The 16293-nt window shown below is 59.3% G+C and carries 17 protein-coding genes; 10 read left to right on the top strand and 7 right to left on the bottom strand.

All coding sequences use genetic code 11. From position 1 onward, the window contains the following. Nucleotides 1-12 precede the first annotated feature (12 nt). The 4 genes from folE to ICA16_RS20665 all read left to right on the top strand — a co-directional run bounded on the left by folE (nt 13) and on the right by ICA16_RS20665 (nt 1669). Complete coding sequence (gene folE, locus ICA16_RS20680; RefSeq protein WP_210554525.1) at nt 13-573, top strand: GTP cyclohydrolase I FolE; 561 nt, start codon at nt 13-15, stop codon at nt 571-573. Beyond that, the gene (folX, locus tag ICA16_RS20675) at nt 574-945 is read left to right on the top strand and encodes a dihydroneopterin triphosphate 2'-epimerase (RefSeq protein WP_016771653.1); all 372 of its coding nucleotides are present in this window, start codon (nt 574-576) and stop codon (nt 943-945) included. 96 nt (nt 946-1041) lie between these two features. Next, nucleotides 1042-1338: a DUF1244 domain-containing protein gene (locus ICA16_RS20670; RefSeq protein ID WP_042557694.1), complete on the top strand. Its 297-nt coding sequence runs from the start codon at nt 1042-1044 to the stop codon at nt 1336-1338. Then, complete coding sequence (locus ICA16_RS20665) at nt 1331-1669, top strand: HopJ type III effector protein (protein WP_210701377.1); 339 nt, start codon at nt 1331-1333, stop codon at nt 1667-1669. The genes ICA16_RS20670 and ICA16_RS20665 overlap by 8 nt, the downstream gene beginning before the upstream one ends. Nucleotides 1670-1796: 127 nt before the next feature. Here ICA16_RS20665 and trxB read toward each other — a convergent pair whose 3' ends face one another. Further along, entirely contained in the window at nt 1797-2759 is a 963-nt protein-coding gene (gene trxB, locus ICA16_RS20660) for a thioredoxin-disulfide reductase (RefSeq protein WP_210701376.1), read from the bottom strand. Between the two features lie 310 nt (nt 2760-3069). Between trxB and cysZ the strand changes: the two genes are divergently transcribed. After that, entirely contained in the window at nt 3070-3822 is a 753-nt protein-coding gene (gene cysZ, locus ICA16_RS20655) for a sulfate transporter CysZ (protein ID WP_150604390.1), read from the top strand. A gap of 42 nt (nt 3823-3864) precedes the next feature. After that, nucleotides 3865-5064 (top strand): glycosyltransferase family 4 protein, encoded by a 1200-nt coding sequence (locus ICA16_RS20650; protein WP_210554524.1) that lies wholly within the window; start codon nt 3865-3867, stop codon nt 5062-5064. Nucleotides 5065-5192: 128 nt separating this feature from the next. Here ICA16_RS20650 and ICA16_RS20645 read toward each other — a convergent pair whose 3' ends face one another. The 3 genes from ICA16_RS20645 to ICA16_RS20635 all read right to left on the bottom strand — a co-directional run bounded on the left by ICA16_RS20645 (nt 5193) and on the right by ICA16_RS20635 (nt 7620). Continuing rightward, the gene (locus tag ICA16_RS20645) at nt 5193-6296 is read right to left on the bottom strand and encodes an NADH:flavin oxidoreductase (protein ID WP_210701375.1); all 1104 of its coding nucleotides are present in this window, start codon (nt 6294-6296) and stop codon (nt 5193-5195) included. Between the two features lie 232 nt (nt 6297-6528). Beyond that, nucleotides 6529-7011 (bottom strand): glutathione peroxidase, encoded by a 483-nt coding sequence (locus ICA16_RS20640; RefSeq protein WP_042557689.1) that lies wholly within the window; start codon nt 7009-7011, stop codon nt 6529-6531. 123 nt (nt 7012-7134) lie between these two features. Then, on the bottom strand, nt 7135-7620 hold the full coding sequence (locus ICA16_RS20635) for an FKBP-type peptidyl-prolyl cis-trans isomerase (protein WP_150604393.1): 486 nt from the start codon (nt 7618-7620) through the stop codon (nt 7135-7137). On the opposite strand from ICA16_RS20635, the gene ICA16_RS20630 reads away from it, so the two are divergent. The 3 genes from ICA16_RS20630 to ICA16_RS20620 are packed head-to-tail and all read left to right on the top strand — an operon-like array spanning nt 7589 to nt 10978. Continuing rightward, nucleotides 7589-7915 (top strand): DUF3565 domain-containing protein, encoded by a 327-nt coding sequence (locus ICA16_RS20630; RefSeq protein WP_045122156.1) that lies wholly within the window; start codon nt 7589-7591, stop codon nt 7913-7915. The two genes, ICA16_RS20635 and ICA16_RS20630, sit on opposite strands and share 32 nt — an antisense overlap. A 60-nt stretch (nt 7916-7975) precedes the next feature. Beyond that, nucleotides 7976-10075: a phosphate acetyltransferase gene (gene pta, locus ICA16_RS20625; RefSeq protein ID WP_150617138.1), complete on the top strand. Its 2100-nt coding sequence runs from the start codon at nt 7976-7978 to the stop codon at nt 10073-10075. After that, nucleotides 10076-10978, top strand: a complete 903-nt coding sequence (locus ICA16_RS20620; RefSeq protein ID WP_150604395.1) for an acyltransferase — start codon at nt 10076-10078, stop codon at nt 10976-10978. A gap of 179 nt (nt 10979-11157) precedes the next feature. On the opposite strand, the gene cysN is transcribed toward ICA16_RS20620, so the two are convergent. The 3 genes from cysN to ICA16_RS20605 all read right to left on the bottom strand — a co-directional run bounded on the left by cysN (nt 11158) and on the right by ICA16_RS20605 (nt 14981). Further along, on the bottom strand, nt 11158-13056 hold the full coding sequence (cysN, locus tag ICA16_RS20615) for a sulfate adenylyltransferase subunit CysN (protein ID WP_210554523.1): 1899 nt from the start codon (nt 13054-13056) through the stop codon (nt 11158-11160). Nucleotides 13057-13065: 9 nt separating this feature from the next. Then, the gene (gene cysD / locus ICA16_RS20610; protein ID WP_007912374.1) at nt 13066-13983 is read right to left on the bottom strand and encodes a sulfate adenylyltransferase subunit CysD; all 918 of its coding nucleotides are present in this window, start codon (nt 13981-13983) and stop codon (nt 13066-13068) included. A gap of 239 nt (nt 13984-14222) precedes the next feature. Then, nucleotides 14223-14981: a Nif3-like dinuclear metal center hexameric protein gene (locus tag ICA16_RS20605; protein ID WP_150617136.1), complete on the bottom strand. Its 759-nt coding sequence runs from the start codon at nt 14979-14981 to the stop codon at nt 14223-14225. Between the two features lie 103 nt (nt 14982-15084). Here ICA16_RS20605 and algW point away from each other — a divergent pair, with 103 nt between their 5' ends. After that, on the top strand, nt 15085-16242 hold the full coding sequence (gene algW, locus ICA16_RS20600; protein WP_210701374.1) for a Do family serine endopeptidase AlgW: 1158 nt from the start codon (nt 15085-15087) through the stop codon (nt 16240-16242). The last annotated feature ends 51 nt before the right edge of the window (nt 16243-16293 follow it).

Below are 16293 nucleotides of genomic sequence, written 5' to 3'. Positions count from 1 at the left end.
CGAGGATGTTCGATGATCCGTTCCCTGCCCGAGAACTACCGTGAAATCCTCATTGGCCTGGGTGAAGATCCCGACCGTGAAGGATTGCTCGATACGCCGGCGCGGGCGGCCAAGGCCATGCAGTACCTGTGTCACGGTTACGAGCAGAGCGTCGACAAAATCGTCAATGGCGCGCTGTTTGCCTCTGACAGCGACGAGATGATCATCGTCGCCGACATCGAGTTGTACTCGTTGTGCGAACATCACTTGCTGCCCTTCATCGGCAAGGCCCATGTGGCTTATATTCCGACTGGCAAAGTGCTGGGGCTGTCGAAGATCGCGCGACTGGTGGACATGTTCGCCAGACGCCTGCAAATTCAGGAAAACCTCACCCGGCAGATTGCCGATGCGGTGCAACAGGTTACCGATGCCGCCGGTGTTGCGGTGGTCATCGAGGCCAGACACATGTGCATGATGATGCGCGGTGTCGAAAAACAGAATTCGACCATGAACACCTCGGTCATGCTCGGCGCCTTCCGCGACTCGAGCAACACCCGTCAGGAGTTCCTGCAATTGATTGGACGGAGCAAGTAAATGCCACAACTTCAGCCGGGAATGGCGCGTATCCGGGTCAAGGATCTGCGCTTGCGCACCTTTATCGGGATCAACGAGGACGAAATCCTCAACAAGCAGGATGTGCTGATCAACCTGACCATCCTGTACGCCGCGCAAGAAGCGGTGCGTGACAATGACATCGACCACGCGCTCAATTACCGCACCATCACCAAGGCAATCATCGCCCACGTCGAGGGCAATCGTTTTGCCCTGCTCGAGCGCCTGACCCAGGAATTGCTCGATCTGGTGATGACCAACGCCTCGGTGCTGTACGCCGAAGTCGAAGTCGACAAGCCGCACGCGCTGCGCTTTGCCGAGTCGGTGTCAATCACGCTTGCAGCGAGCCGCTAGCTTCAAGCTTCAAGCGCCAAGCTGTAAACTTCGTATCACCGCCAACCATCTTGCAGCTTGAAGCTCGTCGCTTGAAGCTGTCTCGCAGAGACTCCCATGAACGAGCAACAACGCCTCGAACTCGAAGCCGCCGCCTTCCGCCGACTGGTCGCGCACCTGGACAGCCGCAAGGATGTGCAGAACATCGACCTGATGAACCTCGCCGGGTTCTGCCGCAACTGCCTGTCGAAGTGGTACAAGGCCGAAGCCGATGAGCGCCAGATCGAGGTCAGCCTCGACGACGCCCGCGAAGTGGTTTACGGCATGCCGTACGCCGAGTGGAAAGCCCAATTTCAGCAAGAAGCCAGCGCTGAGCAACAAGCAGCGTTCGCCAAAGGAAAAACCCATGAGTGACCTGAACACCCTGCGCGCCAGCCTAAAGAGCGGCGAACACGCTTTCGCCGACACCCTGGCGTTCATCGCCGCGGGCTATGACTACCAGCCTCAAGCGTTCAACAACGGTGGCGTGGAAAACGCCGCCGGGCAGAACGAAGGCTCGTGCAAGACCCTGGGTCTGGCATTGCTGGAAGGCTTGAGTGACGAGGAAGCGCTGCTGGCGTTCGGCGAGCATTACCGCTCGGTAGTGGCCACGCCTGAGGGCAGTGATCACGGCAATATCCGCGCGTTGATCGCGAAGGGTCTGGCGGGCGTGAAGTTCGAAACACAACCCCTGACCCGCCGCTGATTCAAGATCAAAAGATCGCAGCCGGCGGCAGCTCCTACACAAATCTACTGTAGGAGCTGCCGAAGGCTGCGATCTTTTGCTTCTCATAAAAAAACCGGCCGAAGCCGGTTTTTTTGTGCCTGCGATCTTAGAACGAAGCGTTCTGCAGACCGTCCAGGTAACGCTCGGTGTCCAGTGCCGCCATGCAACCGGCGCCGGCCGAGGTGATGGCCTGACGGTAAACGTGGTCGGCCACGTCACCGGCAGCGAAGATGCCTTCAACGTTAGTGGCGGTGGCGTTGCCTTCACGGCCGCCCTGCACGATCAGATAGCCGTCCTTCAAATCCAGCTGACCTTCGAACAGAGAAGTGTTCGGGGTATGGCCGATGGCGATGAACACGCCGTCAACGGTGATTTCGTCGAAGCTGCCGTCATTGTTCTTCAGACGCGCACCGGTCACACCCATGTTGTCGCCCAAGACTTCGTCGAGGGTGGCGTTGAGCTTGAGGATGATCTTGCCTTCAGCCACGCGAGCGTTGAGCTTGTCGATCAGGATCTTCTCGGCGCGGAAGGTTTCGCGACGGTGGATCAGGGTCACGGTGCTGGCGATGTTGGCCAGGTACAGGGCCTCTTCAACAGCGGTGTTACCGCCGCCAACCACTGCAACCGGTTTGTTGTGGTAGAAGAAACCGTCGCAGGTCGCGCAGGCCGAAACGCCTTTGCCCATGAACGCTTCTTCCGACGGCAGGCCCAGGTAACGAGCGCTGGCACCGGTGGCGATGATCAGGGCGTCGCAGGTGTAAGTCGCGCTGTCGCCGGTCAGGCTGTAAGGCTTGGAAGCGAAGTCGACGGCATTGATGTGATCGAAAACGATCTCGGTTTCAAAACGCTCGGCGTGCTCGCGCATGCGCTCCATCAGCACCGGACCGGTCAGACCGTGGACGTCGCCCGGCCAGTTGTCGACTTCGGTGGTGGTGGTCAGTTGACCGCCAGCCTGCATGCCGGTGATCAGCAGCGGCTTGAGGTTGGCACGCGCGGCATACACCGCAGCGCTGTAACCGGCAGGGCCGGAACCGAGAATGATCACTCGCGAATGACGGACTTCAGACATGAATCTGCTCCTGTTGACCGGCCAATACAGCTGGCGCGGACGCCGGACTGCCGGCGGAATAAAAAAGGACTGTGGATAACCTTGGGGAAGGCATGAACTCGACAGTCCTGTAAAAAGTTGGGTGCAGCGTATCGAGGGGGGCAAGATTAAGGAAATACGGTTTAACAATCCAGCTCATAGGTGGTCTCTATGCCGACACACTGACGAGATGGACGTCTTTGTTACAGTGAATGTCGATCGCTCTGCCGCGCTTTCGCACGTGGTGCAAAGTCGGTAAGGTCGGCGCGTTTTCCCTTGCTCGGAGCACCTTATGCCCGCCCCTGTTCTGTCTGGCCCGCAATACTTGCGTGAAGGCCTCAAACTGGTTCTCAGTCCCGGCCTGCGCCTGTTCGTGTTGCTGCCGCTGGCGATCAACCTGGTGCTGTTCGTCGGATTGATCTATCTGGCCGGCCACCAGTTCAGCCTGTGGGTCGACACGCTGATGCCATCCCTGCCCGAGTGGCTGAGTTTCCTCAGCTACGTTCTCTGGCCGCTGTTCGTGGTGCTGGTGGCATTGATGGTGTTTTTCACGTTCACCATGCTAGCCAATATCATTGCTGCGCCGTTTAACGGTTTCCTCGCGGAAAAAGTCGAAGTGGTGGTGCGTGGCACCGACGACTTCCCGGCCTTCAGCTGGGGCGAACTGATCGCCATGGTCCCGCGTACCCTCGCCCGGGAAATGCGCAAGCTCGGCTACTTCCTGCCTCGGGCGATCGGCCTGTTCATTCTCTCGTTCATCCCCGTGGTGAACATCGTCGCCGCACCGCTGTGGCTGTTGTTCGGCGTGTGGATGATGGCGATCCAGTACATCGACTACCCGGCGGACAACCACAAACTGGGCTGGAACGAAATGCTCGCCTGGCTGCGCGAAAAGCGCTGGCAGAGCATGAGTTTCGGCGGGATCGTTTATCTGGTGCTGCTGATTCCGGTGGTCAACATCCTGATGATGCCGGCCGCGGTGGCTGGGGCAACGTTGTTTTGGGTACGTGAGCGCGGTGCCGAGAATCTTGTGACCCAGCGCTAACGCGGCGTCACAAATCCATCATCCGAACGTCATAAGTTCGACATGGCCTCAGCCGACACTGAGGTCATGACGACAGCTCTACATATCACTCTGATCAGCGAAACCTTCCCACCGGAAATCAACGGCGTGGCCAATACCCTTGGCCGCTTGTGCGATGGACTGCGTGCGCGTGGGCACCGGGTCGACCTGATACGCCCACGTCAGGCCGACGATCCGCAGCGTACTGAAGACGATGCCTTGCTCTTGTGCCGGGGCTGGCCGCTGCCGGGCTATCCCGGATTGCAATGGGGCCAATCGTCGATGCACAAGTTGCTGCGGCGCTGGAAGCGCCAGCGTCCGGACGTGCTGTACATCGCCACCGAAGGCCCGCTCGGTCTGTCGGCGTTGCGAGCGGCGCGACGACTGGGGATTTCGGTGGTCAGTGGCTTTCATACCAATTTCCAGCAATACACCAGCCAATACGGCCTCGGCCTGCTGACGCGGCTCCTGACGCATTATTTGCGCTGGTTTCACAACCGTTCGGCGCTGACGCTGGTGCCGAGTATCAGTCAGCGACTGGAACTGGAGCGGCGGCATTTCGAGCGACTGGCGTTGTTGTCCCGAGGGGTGGACAGCCAGTTGTTTCATCCGGCCAAACGCCTGAATGCCCTGCGTGAGCAATGGGGACTGGGCGAGCGCGATATTGCGGTGATTCACGTAGGAAGGCTCGCACCAGAGAAAAACCTCGGTTTGCTCAAACGCTGCTTTGAAAAGCTGCGCGAAACTTATCCACAACGCACTCTGAAGCTGATCGTGGTCGGCGACGGGCCGCAACGCATGGCACTGGAGAGGGATCTGCCCGAGGCGATTTTCTGCGGGTCGCAGCGCGGCGAAGCGCTGGCCGCGCACTATGCATCCGGCGATGTGTTTCTGTTCCCGAGCCTGACTGAAACCTTTGGCAATGTCGTGCTCGAAGCGCTGGCCTCAGGGCTTGGCGTGGTGGCCTACGATCAGGCAGCGGCAGCGCAGCATATTCGCCATGGCTACAGCGGCGTGCTGGCGATGCCGGGCGATGAAGAGGCGTTTTGCGATGCAGCTGCGTGGTTGCTGGAGAAATATGAAACGTTGCGCTGCGTGCGGCTGAATGCGCGCCAGCATGCGAGTCGCCAAGGGTGGGCGGCGATTATCGAGCAGTTTGAAGGTCATTTGCGGGGGGCTTGTGTCGGGGAGTTGGTGGTGCCGAATGCACCGACATTGCCCTGAATCTTTGCTGACTCTGAAGCAGCCATCGCGAGCAGGCTCACTCCTACAATTAACCGCGTTCTTCCTGAGGAAGTGCGATTCAATGTAGGAGTGAGCCTGCTCGCGATGGCGTCAGTGCTGGTTAGCGCTTAAACCAGTGTCATCAACGCCTCACGGCTGAACGGCAGAATGTCCTGCTCACGCCCTTCGCGCACTTTCAATGCCCAGTCCGGATCGACCAGCAGCGCACGCCCCACCGCTACCAGATCGAATTCCTCTTTGTTCAGACGCTCGAGCAGGTTCTCCAGACTGGCCGGCTCTGCGACCTTGTCGGTGTTGACCATGAACTGCAGGAACTCGCCATCCAGGCCTACGCTGCCGACTGTGATGGTCGGTTTGCCGGTCAGCTTGCGCGTCCAGCCAGCCAGGTTCAGCTCGGAGCCATCGAATTCCGGCTCCCAGAAACGCCGCGTCGAGCAGTGGAAAATGTCCACGCCAGCGTCGGACAACGGCGCGAGGAATTCACCCAAGGCTTCCGGGGTTTGCACCAGCCGCGCGGTGTAATCCTGCTGTTTCCATTGCGAGAAACGGAAGATGATCGGGAAACCTTCGCCCACCGCTGCACGCACAGCCTGAATCAGCTCGATGGCAAAACGCGAACGGTTGACCAGGCTGCCGCCGTATTCGTCAGTGCGCTGGTTGCTGCCTTCCCAGAAGAACTGGTCGACCAGGTAACCATGGGCGCCGTGGATTTCCACGCCGTCCATGCCGATGCTTTGCGCATCCTTGGCCGCTTGGGCGAAGGCGCCGATCACGTCCTGGATGTCCTGCTTGGTCATGCCGTGCACGACGACCTGTCCGTCCTTGAGTTTTTCCGACGGGCCATAAGCCGGCACGCTGGCGTCCGGTTCGGTGCCGATGCGGCGCACGCTACCGACGTGCCAGAGCTGTGGAACGATCTTGCCGCCCTCGGCATGCACCGCGTCGACGACTTTTTTCCAACCGGCCAAGGGTGCTTCACCAAAGAACTGCGGCACATTCGGGTAACCGTTGGACGCAATATGGCCGACGGTCGTGCCTTCGGTGATGATCAGGCCAACGCCGGCAGCAGCGCGACGACGGTAGTACTCGAGGACTTTGGAGTTCGGTACGCCGCCCGGAGAAAACGAACGGGTCATCGGCGCCATGACCACACGGGTCGGCAGTTCGAGAGTGCCGAGGTGGAACGGTTTGAACAGGGCTTGAACCGGCATGGGAAGACTCCGCAGGGAATGACTTTATGACGGCGATAATATGGACAGTCGAAGCCTTTGAACAGCACTATTGATTTGAATGATCAAGGATTAGAAACGAAAAGATCGCAGCCTTCGGCAGCTCCTACACAATCGAATGCAGCCAAACGAAAAGATCGCAGCGCCAGCAGTCCCCTGTAGGAGCTGCCGAAGGCTCGGGCCGCGATCGGACGATCTCTTGATCTTGAGGGTTTTAGCCCAGCGCTTTCTCGATTGCAGCAATTACTGTCGGATCATCCGGCGCCGTGCGCGGCGAGAACCGGGCCAGCACGCGACCGTCCTTGCCAAGCAGGAACTTCTCGAAATTCCAGGTGATGTCACCGGGAAACTCCGCGCCCTCGCCCGCCAGCAGCCGATAGAGCTGATGACGCTCGTGACCGTTGACTTCGAGCTTGCTCGACAACGGGAACGTCACGCCGTAGTTGAGGCTGCAGAAATCCTGGATTTCCTGCTCGGTACCTGGCTCCTGACCGGCAAACTGGTTGCACGGCAGGCCCAATACACTGAAACCTTTACCTTTGAATTGCTGGTATAGGTTTTCCAGCGCCGCGTACTGTGGGGTCAACCCGCATTTGGAGGCGACGTTGACCACCAGCACGACTTGGCCCTTGAAGGGCGCCAGCGGTAGCTCCTGACCATCCAGGGCTGTCAACTTAAGGTCGTGAAAAGCACTCATGACGAACTCCAGATTCCCGTGTTCTACTCGAAACAGCCACTTGGCGAGACCACCAAGGACAGCCGCGGACTGAAAAAGGCGCCCGCAGGCGCCTCTCCAGTACTCGAAGCTTAGCGCAGAAAATCAGTGCTGATGGCCACCTTCGCCATGGACGTGACCATGAGCGACTTCTTCCTGGCTGGCGTCACGGATAGCAACGATCTTCACTTTGAAGTTCAGGCGCTGACCGGCCAGTGGGTGGTTGCCGTCGACGGTGACGTCGTCGCCGTCGAGGTCACGAATGGTGACGATTTGCATCTGGCCGTCCGGCGCCGAAGCGTGGAACTGCATGCCGACTTCCAGCTCGTCAACGCCTTCGAACATGCTGCGGCTCAGGGTGCTGACCAGTTCGGCAGCGTATTCGCCGTAAGCGTCTTCCGGCTCAACGGAAACTTCCAGTTCATCACCAACAGCTTTGCCTTCCAGGGCTTTTTCCAGGCCCGGGATGATGTTGCCTGCGCCTTGCAGGTAGACCAGCGGTGCGCCGCCGGCGGAGCTGTCGATGACCTCACCAGCGTCGTTGGTCAGGGTATAGTCGATGGAGACAGCCTTATTGGCGGCGATCAGCATGGGGCGAGACCTTTTGCAGAAGAATATAGAAAGGCCAAGTTTAGCGAAGCAATCGCGCGAAAGCGAACACAACCCGGACAAACGGGATTCGACGATTACCGGCTTCCATCAGGACGAGGACGGTCACTGGGTAGCCGAGCTTTCCTGTGGCCACACTCAGCACCTGCGCCACCAGCCACCGTGGCAATCGCGCGCGTGGGTGCTGGACCCGGCGCAACGTATTGAAAAAATAGGCCAACCCTTTGCCTGCGGTTGGTGCGCTCAAGGCTCGGTTAGCGATAACCTTGGCGACTGAATTTCGGCAGATTGTCAGAGATAGATGATCGCCATTGCCATGCACCCTTAGAGAATTCGCATGCAAACTTTTTTTATCGCACCCACCGATTTTGGTGTAGGTCTGACCTCCATCAGCCTCGGGCTGGTGCGCACGCTGGAGCGGGCCGGGCTGAAAGTCGGTTTTTTCAAACCGATCGCCCAACCGCATCCGGGCGACACCGGCCCTGAGCGCTCCACCGAGTTGATGGCGCGCACCCACGGCCTGAAACCACCACAGCCGCTGGGTCTGGCCCATGTCGAGCGAATGCTGGGCGATGGCCAGCTCGATGAGCTGCTCGAAGAAATCATCACCCTGTATCAGCAAGCAGCCGTCGGCAAAGACGTGCTGGTGGTTGAAGGCATGGTGCCGACCCGCAGCGCCAGTTACGCCGCACGGGTCAACCTGCACCTGGCGAAAAGTCTGGATGCCGAAGTGATTCTGGTCTCGGCGCCGGAAAACGAAGTGCTCGCCGAACTCTCCGGCCGCGTCGAATTGCAGGCGCAATTGTTCGGTGGTCCGAAAGACCCGAAAGTCCTCGGCGTAATCCTCAACAAGGTCAAGACCGACGAGAGCATGGAAGCGTTTGCTTCGCGCCTGAAGGAACATTCGCCATTACTGCGCAGCGGTGATTTCCGTCTACTCGGCTGCATCCCGTTCCAGCCTGAACTCAATGCACCGCGGACCCGCGACGTCGCCGACCTGATGGGCGCACAGGTGCTCAACGCCGGCGACTATGAAACCCGCCGCATGACCAAAATCATCATTTGCGCACGGACCATGCGCAACACCGTCGAGCTGCTCAAGCCCGGCGTGCTGGTGGTAACGCCGGGGGATCGCGACGACATCATCCTTGCGGTCAGCCTCGCGGCAATCAACGGCGTGCCGCTGGCCGGTCTGCTGCTGACCAGCGACACCCTGCCCGATCCGCGCATCATGGACTTGTGCCGTGGCGCCTTGCAGGCCGGTTTACCCGTGTTGTCGGTGAGCACGGGTTCCTACGACACCGCCAACCTGCTCAACGGCTTGAACAAGGAAATCCCGATCGATGACCGCGAGCGAGCGGAGATCATCACCGATTTCGTCGCCAGCCACCTCGACGCCAACTGGCTGCACCAGCGCTGCGGTACGCCACGCGAGATGCGCCTGTCGCCGGCGGTGTTCCGTTATCAACTGATTCAGCGCGCCCAGGCCGCCAACAAACGCATTGTCCTGCCTGAAGGCAGCGAGCCGTTCACCGTGCAAGCGGCGGCAATTTGTCAGGAACGCGGGATAGCTCGTTGTGTGTTGCTGGCCAAACCCGAAGACGTCGAAGCGGTCGCCCGCGCCCAAGGCATCGTGTTGCCGCCGGGGCTGGAGATTCTCGATCCGGATCTGATCCGCGAGCGCTACGTCGAGCCGATGGTTGCCCTGCGCAAAACCAAAAGCCTCAACGCGCCAATGGCCGAGCAGCAACTGGAAGACACCGTGGTGATTGGCACCATGATGCTCGCGCTGGATGAAGTCGACGGCCTGGTTTCCGGCGTGATCAACACCACCGCCAACACCATCCGCCCGGCCCTGCAGCTTATTAAAACGGCGCCGGGCTGCACGCTGGTGTCGTCGGTGTTCTTCATGCTGTTCCCGGAGGAAGTGCTGGTCTACGGCGACTGCGTGATGAACCCGCACCCGAGCGCCACCGAACTGGCCGAGATTGCCCTGCAAAGCGCCGACTCGGCGGCGGCATTCGGCATCACCCCGCGCGTGGCGATGATCAGTTACTCCAGCGGCGAATCGGCCACCGGCGAGGAAGTCGAGAAAGTCCGCGAGGCCACCCTGCTCGCCCATGAACAACAGCACACATTGCTGATCGACGGCCCGCTGCAATACGACGCCGCCGCCAACGAAACCGTCGCCCGGCAACTGGCGCCGAACAGTCCGGTGGCCGGTCGCGCCACAGTGTTTGTGTTCCCCGATCTGAACACCGGCAACACCACGCACAAAGCCGTACAGCGTAGCGCCGACTGCGTCAGCCTCGGCCCGATGCTGCAAGGCCTGCGCAAACCGGTGAACGACCTGCCGCGCGGCGCGCAAGTCGATGACATCGTCTACACCATCGCCCTCACCGCGATTCAAGCCGCCAACCGACCTATGGATGTGTAAATGCTGGATTTCCTACCTGCACCGCTGCGCGGCGTGATCGCCTCACTGTTGTTGGCGCTCAATACGATTCTGCTGTGTTCGTTCCTGTTCTGCGTGGCGCTGATCAAGGCCTTGCCGTTCGCCTTCACCCAGCGCATCGCTGGTTGGCTGATGAGCCACACCCACGAAGCGTGGATCAGCAATAACAAGGGCTGGATGAACCTGGTGCGCCGCACGCGCTGGCACCTCAGCGGCCTGCAAGGCCTCGACTACAACCACTCCTATCTGATCACCAGCAACCATCAGAGCTGGGTCGACATTCTGGTGCTGCAATACGTACTCAACCGTCGCATCCAGCCGCTGAAGTTCTTCCTCAAGCAAGAACTGATCTGGGTGCCGGTGATTGGTCTGGCGTGGTGGGCGCTGGGCTTTCCGTTCATGAAGCGCTACTCCAAGGCCTATCTGGAAAAACACCCGGAGAAAAAAGGCAAAGACCTCGAAACCACCCGCAAAACCTGCGCGAAATTTCGTAACAACCCGGTGGGAATTTTCAACTTCGTCGAAGGCACGCGCTTCACTGACGGCAAACATGCGCAGCAGCAGTCGCCATTCAAATACCTGCTCAAGCCCAAGGCTGGCGGCATTGCATTCGTGCTGGATGCGATGGGCGAACAACTGGAGTCGATCGTCAACGTGACCATCCACTACCCAGCCGGACGCCCGGGGTTCTGGGATTTGCTGTGCGGCAACGTGCGAGATGTAGTGGTGCACTTTGAAGAGCTGAAGATTCCTCAGCAGTTCATCGGCAAGAATTACGATCAGGACGGTGAGTATCGTTTGCAGTTTCAGGGCTGGATCAATCAGCTGTGGCTGGACAAGGATGCGTTGCTGGAACAGATGCACCGCGAATACCCAAAGAATTAAAGATCAAAAGATCGCAGCCTTCGGCAGCTCCTACATTAGATCGGCGTACACCCTGTAGGAGCTGCCGAAGGCTGCGATCTTTTGACATTCTCAAAGCGACAAAAAAAGCCCGCCGATGATTGCTCATCGGCGGGCTTTTTCTTGCAGCTCGAAGCTAGAAGCTTGCAGCTGCTTCTGTCTTAGATCGCGCCACGTTTGCGCAGCAGATCCAGCACTTGCTTGACGCTTTCTTCCAGACTCAGCGTCTGCGTGTCGATCACCAGATCAGCATTCAGCGGCACGTCATACGGGAAGGATTCGCCCGGGATGTTGTCGCTACCGGCGGCATACAAACCTTGCGGATCACGCTCTGCACACACCGTCGGCGAAGCCTGCACATAGACCGTCAGCAGACGCTCCTTACCGATCAGTTCCTTGGCCTGCTCACGACCTTCGGCACTCGGTGCCACAAACGCTGCCAGAGTCAGCAAACCAGCTTCGTTAAACTGACGCGCCACATGCGCAGCACGACGCCAGTTCTCGGTGCGCCCGGCACGATCCTGCGGCAGGCCTTTGTTCAGATCCTGACGCAGATTCTGACCATCCAGCACAAACACCGCACGACCGAGGTCAAACAACTTGCGCTCGACCGCATAAGCCAGCGTGCTCTTGCCCGCGCCCGACAGACCGCTGAACAGCACGGTGGCCGGTTGCTGACCAAAGCGCTGCGCACGCTCTTCAGTCGCCACATGCGCCAGTTTGCCGTGGTGTGTCGTGGTGCCATGCGAAACAGGCTGAGCGACGATCATGCCAGCGCCAACGGTGCCGTTGGTCAACCGGTCGATGATGATGAACGCGCCGGTGGTGCGGTTGCTTTCGTAACCGTCGAGGGCAATCGGCGCATCAAGCGCGATCCTGACCTTGCCGATTTCGTTGAGCTGCAACGCGCTCGCCGGGCCTTCTTCCAACGTGTTCACGTCGACCTTGTTAATGATGCTGGCAATCGAGCCCGGCACGTAACTGGTGGCGCGTTTGATGTCGTACTTCTTGCCTGGCAGCATCGGCTCTTCAGCCATCCACACCAGCATCGCTTCGAAGCTGTCGGTGACCGGCGGCACGTTGTCGGCATGCACCAACAGATCGCCGCGGGAGATGTCGATTTCGTCTTCCATGGTCAGCGTCACCGCTTGACCAGGACCCGCGTGCTCCAGTTCACCTTCGAAAGTGACAATGGATTTCACGCGGCTGCTCTTGCCCGACGGCAGCACCACGACCTCGTCACCCTTCTTGACGATGCCGCTGGCGAGGGTGCCGGCGAAACCGCGGAAGTTCAGGTTCGGACGGTTGACGTACTGCACCGGGAAACGCAGATCGGTGAAGTTGCGGTCGCCCGCCACTTCCACAGTCTCGAGAATTTCCATCAGCGACTGGCCGGTGTACCACGGCGAGCGCTCGGACTTGTTCACCACGTTGTCGCCCTTGAGGGCAGACATCGGCACGAAGTGCATGCTGGTCGGCTTCATCTTCAAGCCTTCAGCGAACTTCAGGTAGTCGGCCTTGATCGACTCGAACACACCTTCGTCGAAGTCTTTGAGGTCCATCTTGTTGATGGCGACAACGATATGTTTGATGCCCAGCAACGAGGCGATGAAGCTGTGGCGACGGGTCTGGGTCTGCACGCCGTAACGGGCGTCGACCAGGATGATCGCCAGGTCACAGGTAGACGCACCAGTGGCCATGTTGCGGGTGTACTGCTCATGGCCGGGGGTGTCGGCGATGATGAATTTGCGTTTGGCGGTGGAGAAATAGCGGTAGGCGACATCGATGGTGATGCCCTGCTCACGCTCGGCCTGCAGGCCGTCGACCAGCAATGCCAGGTCGATGTCATCGCCAGTGGTGCCGACTTTTTTAGAGTCGCGAGTGATGGCTTCCAGATGATCTTCGTAGATCATTTTGGAGTCGTGCAGCAGACGCCCGATCAGGGTGCTCTTGCCGTCATCGACGTTACCGCAGGTCAGAAAGCGCAGCAGCTCTTTACGTTCGTGCTGGCCCAGGTAGGCGAGGATGTCCTCGCTGATCAAATCAGATACGTGCGACATGACAACCCCTTAGAAATAACCCTGACGTTTTTTGTCTTCCATGGAGCCTGCGCCATCGTGGTCGATGACCCGGCCCTGGCGCTCGGAAGTTCGCGTCAGGAGCATTTCCTGAATGATGTCCGTGAGGCTTTCGGCCTCGGACTCCACCGCGCCCGTCAACGGGTAGCAACCAAGGGTACGGAAACGCACTTTCTTTTTGACGATGCGCGCTTTGTCTTCGTCGGACAGGTGCTCGAGGATGCGCTCGTCGTCGATCATGATCAGCGTGCCGTTCTTCTCGATCACTTCACGCTCGGCGGCGAAGTACAGCGGCACAATCGGGATGCCTTCGAGGTAGATGTACTGCCAGATGTCCAGCTCGGTCCAGTTCGACAACGGGAACACACGAATGGATTCGCCCTTGTTGACCTTGCCGTTGTAGACGTTCCACAGCTCTGGGCGCTGGTTTTTCGGGTCCCAGCGGTGCTTGCTGTCGCGGAACGAATACACGCGCTCTTTGGCGCGGGACTTCTCTTCATCGCGACGGGCACCGCCGAACGCTGCGTCGAAACCATGCTTGTCGAGCGCCTGTTTCAGGCCCTCGGTTTTCATGATGTCGGTGTGCTTGGCGCTGCCGTGGGTGAACGGGTTGATGTTCTGCGCCACGCCATCCGGGTTGATGTGCGTGATCAGGTCCAGGCCAAGCTCTTCGACCATCTTGTCGCGGAACTTGTACATTTCCTGGAATTTCCAGCGGGTGTCGACGTGCATCACCGGAAACGGCAATTTGCCCGGGAAGAACGCCTTGCGTGCCAGGTGCAGCATCACGGCGGAGTCTTTACCGATGGAGTACAGCATCACCGGGTTATCGAACTCGGCGGCCACCTCGCGGATGATGTGGATGCTTTCCGCCTCCAGCTGTTTCAGATGCGTCAGTTTGTCGACCATGGCTACTCACGAAAGCTTTCTTATGAACGGCCAGCGGGCCGTGTTCGAGCGGGGAATCCTAGCACAGCGACCTCTTCTAATCAGGACGCTAACTAGAACGAAAGGGCATATGAATATGCCCCACAGTTCGGCCAACCCGCCCCTGTAGGAGCTGCCGAAGGCTGCGATCTTTTGATCTGGCCTTTTAAAAAACAAGAGCAAAAGATCGCAGCCTTCGGCAGCTCCTACAGGGGAGGGAATCAGATCGGGTTGGGGATGTCGATGAAGATGTGTTCGACGGCGAAGCGTTTTGCCAAGTAGTCGCCCAGAGCCTGCACGCCGTAACGCTCGGTGGCGTGGTGGCCGGCGGCGATGAAACTGATGTCGTTTTCCCGGGCGCTGTGGAATGTCTGCTCGGAAGCTTCACCACTGAGAAACAGATCGACACCCGCCGCCACGCCGTGATCGATGTATCCCTGGCCACCGCCAGTGCACCAGCCAACCCGTCGGATCATCCCGCTGCCTTCAACCAGCAGCGGTTCACGGCCCATTACTTCCTGAACCTTGCGGGCGAAATCACGCGGGGTCATTGGCTCGTTAAGCGAACCGACAAGCCCGACTATTTTCAGATTGTCCGGATCCAGCGGCCCTTCGACGGTGATGTCCAACTGACGCGCCAACTGCACGTTGTTGCCGACATCCGGGTGCAGATCCAGCGGCAAGTGATAGGCGAGCAGGCTGATGTCGTGCTTGAGCAAAGTCTTCAAACGACGCTGCTTCATGCCCGTGACGCAGGGGTTTTCGCCTTTCCAGAAGTAACCGTGGTGCACCAGCACCAGATCGGCCTCGGCCTCGACGGCGGCATCGAGCAACGCCTGGCTCGCAGTGACGCCGCTGACGATGCGCATCACTTGCGGACGGCCTTCGACCTGCAAGCCGTTGGGGCAATAATCGGCAATTTTTGCACTGGCCAGGTATCGGTCGGCTTCTTCGACGAGGGTGCTGAGGGCAACGGCCATGAAAGACTCCTAAATATCCCGTTCAGAGGCACGCGCGGCCTCGTATAATGCGCGACATTATGGGCGGTCTGACTTCGCCTGCAACTTTTCCAGGACGTGCTTAATGTTCAAGGCGCTGCGTTTTTTTGGCTGGCCATTGTTGGCCGGTGTGCTTATCGCTCTGTTGATTATTCAGCGATACCCGCAGTGGGTCGGGCTGCCGAGCCTCGACGTCAACCTGCAACAGGCGCCGCAGACCACCCGCGTGCAGCAGGGGCCGGTGTCCTATGCGGATGCGGTGACGATCGCCGCGCCGTCGGTGGTCAACCTGTACACCACCAAAGTCATCAACAAGCCGGCGCATCCTTTATTCGAGGATCCACAGTTCCGCCGTTTCTTCGGTGACAACTCGCCGAAGCAGAAGCGCATGGAGTCGAGCCTCGGTTCCGGCGTGATCATGAGCCCGGAAGGCTACATCCTGACCAACAACCACGTCACCAGCGGCGCCGACCAGATTGTCGTAGCGCTCAAGGATGGCCGGGAAACCCTGGCCCGAGTGATCGGCAGCGACCCGGAAACCGATCTCGCTGTCCTGAAAATCGACTTGAAAAACCTGCCAGCGATCACTGTCGGCCGTTCCGACAGCATCCGCATCGGCGACGTTGCGCTGGCCATCGGCAACCCGTTCGGCGTCGGCCAGACCGTAACCATGGGCATCATCAGCGCCACCGGGCGTAATCAGTTGGGCCTGAACAACTACGAAGACTTCATCCAGACCGACGCGGCGATCAACCCGGGCAACTCCGGCGGTGCACTGGTGGATGCCAACGGCAACCTCACCGGCATCAACACGGCGATTTTCTCCAAGTCCGGTGGCTCGCAGGGCATCGGTTTTGCCATCCCGGTGAAACTGGCGATGGAAGTAATGAAGTCGATCATCGAGCACGGGCAGGTAATTCGCGGCTGGCTCGGTATCGAAGTGCAGCCATTGACTCAGGAACTGGCCGAATCGTTTGGTCTGTCCGGGCGTCCGGGCATTGTCGTCGCCGGGATCTTCCGCGACGGCCCGGCACAGAGGGCCGGCCTGCAATTGGGCGACGTGATTCTGAGCATTGATGGCGAACCGGCCGGCGATGGTCGTCGCTCAATGAACCAGGTGGCGCGGATTAAGCCGACCGACAAGGTCACGATTCAAGTGATGCGTAACGGCAAGGAGATCAAGCTCTCGGCGGAAATCGGCCTGCGTCCACCGCCGGCGCCGGTGAAGGAAAAACAAGAGTAAAAATTTATTCGCGTCGACGGCGCGAATAAAAGACATTCTCAAAAGGCATGT

It is taken from the genome of Pseudomonas anatoliensis, from assembly GCF_017976235.1.
Taxonomy (GTDB): domain Bacteria; phylum Pseudomonadota; class Gammaproteobacteria; order Pseudomonadales; family Pseudomonadaceae; genus Aquipseudomonas; species Aquipseudomonas anatoliensis.
This window is presented reverse-complemented; position numbering and strand designations above follow the sequence as displayed.

Excerpts from the sequence above, each read along its gene's own strand:
- ICA16_RS20630 (WP_045122156.1), top strand. The coding sequence starts at position 7,589 with ATGGAGACAGCCTTATTGGCGGCGATCAGCATGGGGCGAGACCTTTTG.
- cysD (WP_007912374.1), bottom strand. The coding sequence starts at position 13,983 with ATGGTCGACAAACTGACGCATCTGAAACAGCTGGAGGCGGAAAGCATC.
- folX (WP_016771653.1), top strand. The coding sequence starts at position 574 with ATGCCACAACTTCAGCCGGGAATGGCGCGTATCCGGGTCAAGGATCTG.
- cysZ (WP_150604390.1), top strand. The coding sequence starts at position 3,070 with ATGCCCGCCCCTGTTCTGTCTGGCCCGCAATACTTGCGTGAAGGCCTC.
- folE (WP_210554525.1), top strand. The coding sequence starts at position 13 with ATGATCCGTTCCCTGCCCGAGAACTACCGTGAAATCCTCATTGGCCTG.
- algW (WP_210701374.1), top strand. The coding sequence starts at position 15,085 with ATGTTCAAGGCGCTGCGTTTTTTTGGCTGGCCATTGTTGGCCGGTGTG.
- ICA16_RS20605 (WP_150617136.1), bottom strand. The coding sequence starts at position 14,981 with ATGGCCGTTGCCCTCAGCACCCTCGTCGAAGAAGCCGACCGATACCTG.
- ICA16_RS20620 (WP_150604395.1), top strand. The coding sequence starts at position 10,076 with ATGCTGGATTTCCTACCTGCACCGCTGCGCGGCGTGATCGCCTCACTG.
- pta (WP_150617138.1), top strand. The coding sequence starts at position 7,976 with ATGCAAACTTTTTTTATCGCACCCACCGATTTTGGTGTAGGTCTGACC.
- ICA16_RS20645 (WP_210701375.1), bottom strand. The coding sequence starts at position 6,296 with ATGCCGGTTCAAGCCCTGTTCAAACCGTTCCACCTCGGCACTCTCGAA.
- cysN (WP_210554523.1), bottom strand. The coding sequence starts at position 13,056 with ATGTCGCACGTATCTGATTTGATCAGCGAGGACATCCTCGCCTACCTG.
- ICA16_RS20650 (WP_210554524.1), top strand. The coding sequence starts at position 3,865 with ATGGCCTCAGCCGACACTGAGGTCATGACGACAGCTCTACATATCACT.
- ICA16_RS20640 (WP_042557689.1), bottom strand. The coding sequence starts at position 7,011 with ATGAGTGCTTTTCACGACCTTAAGTTGACAGCCCTGGATGGTCAGGAG.
- ICA16_RS20635 (WP_150604393.1), bottom strand. The coding sequence starts at position 7,620 with ATGCTGATCGCCGCCAATAAGGCTGTCTCCATCGACTATACCCTGACC.
- ICA16_RS20670 (WP_042557694.1), top strand. The coding sequence starts at position 1,042 with ATGAACGAGCAACAACGCCTCGAACTCGAAGCCGCCGCCTTCCGCCGA.
- ICA16_RS20665 (WP_210701377.1), top strand. The coding sequence starts at position 1,331 with ATGAGTGACCTGAACACCCTGCGCGCCAGCCTAAAGAGCGGCGAACAC.
- trxB (WP_210701376.1), bottom strand. The coding sequence starts at position 2,759 with ATGTCTGAAGTCCGTCATTCGCGAGTGATCATTCTCGGTTCCGGCCCT.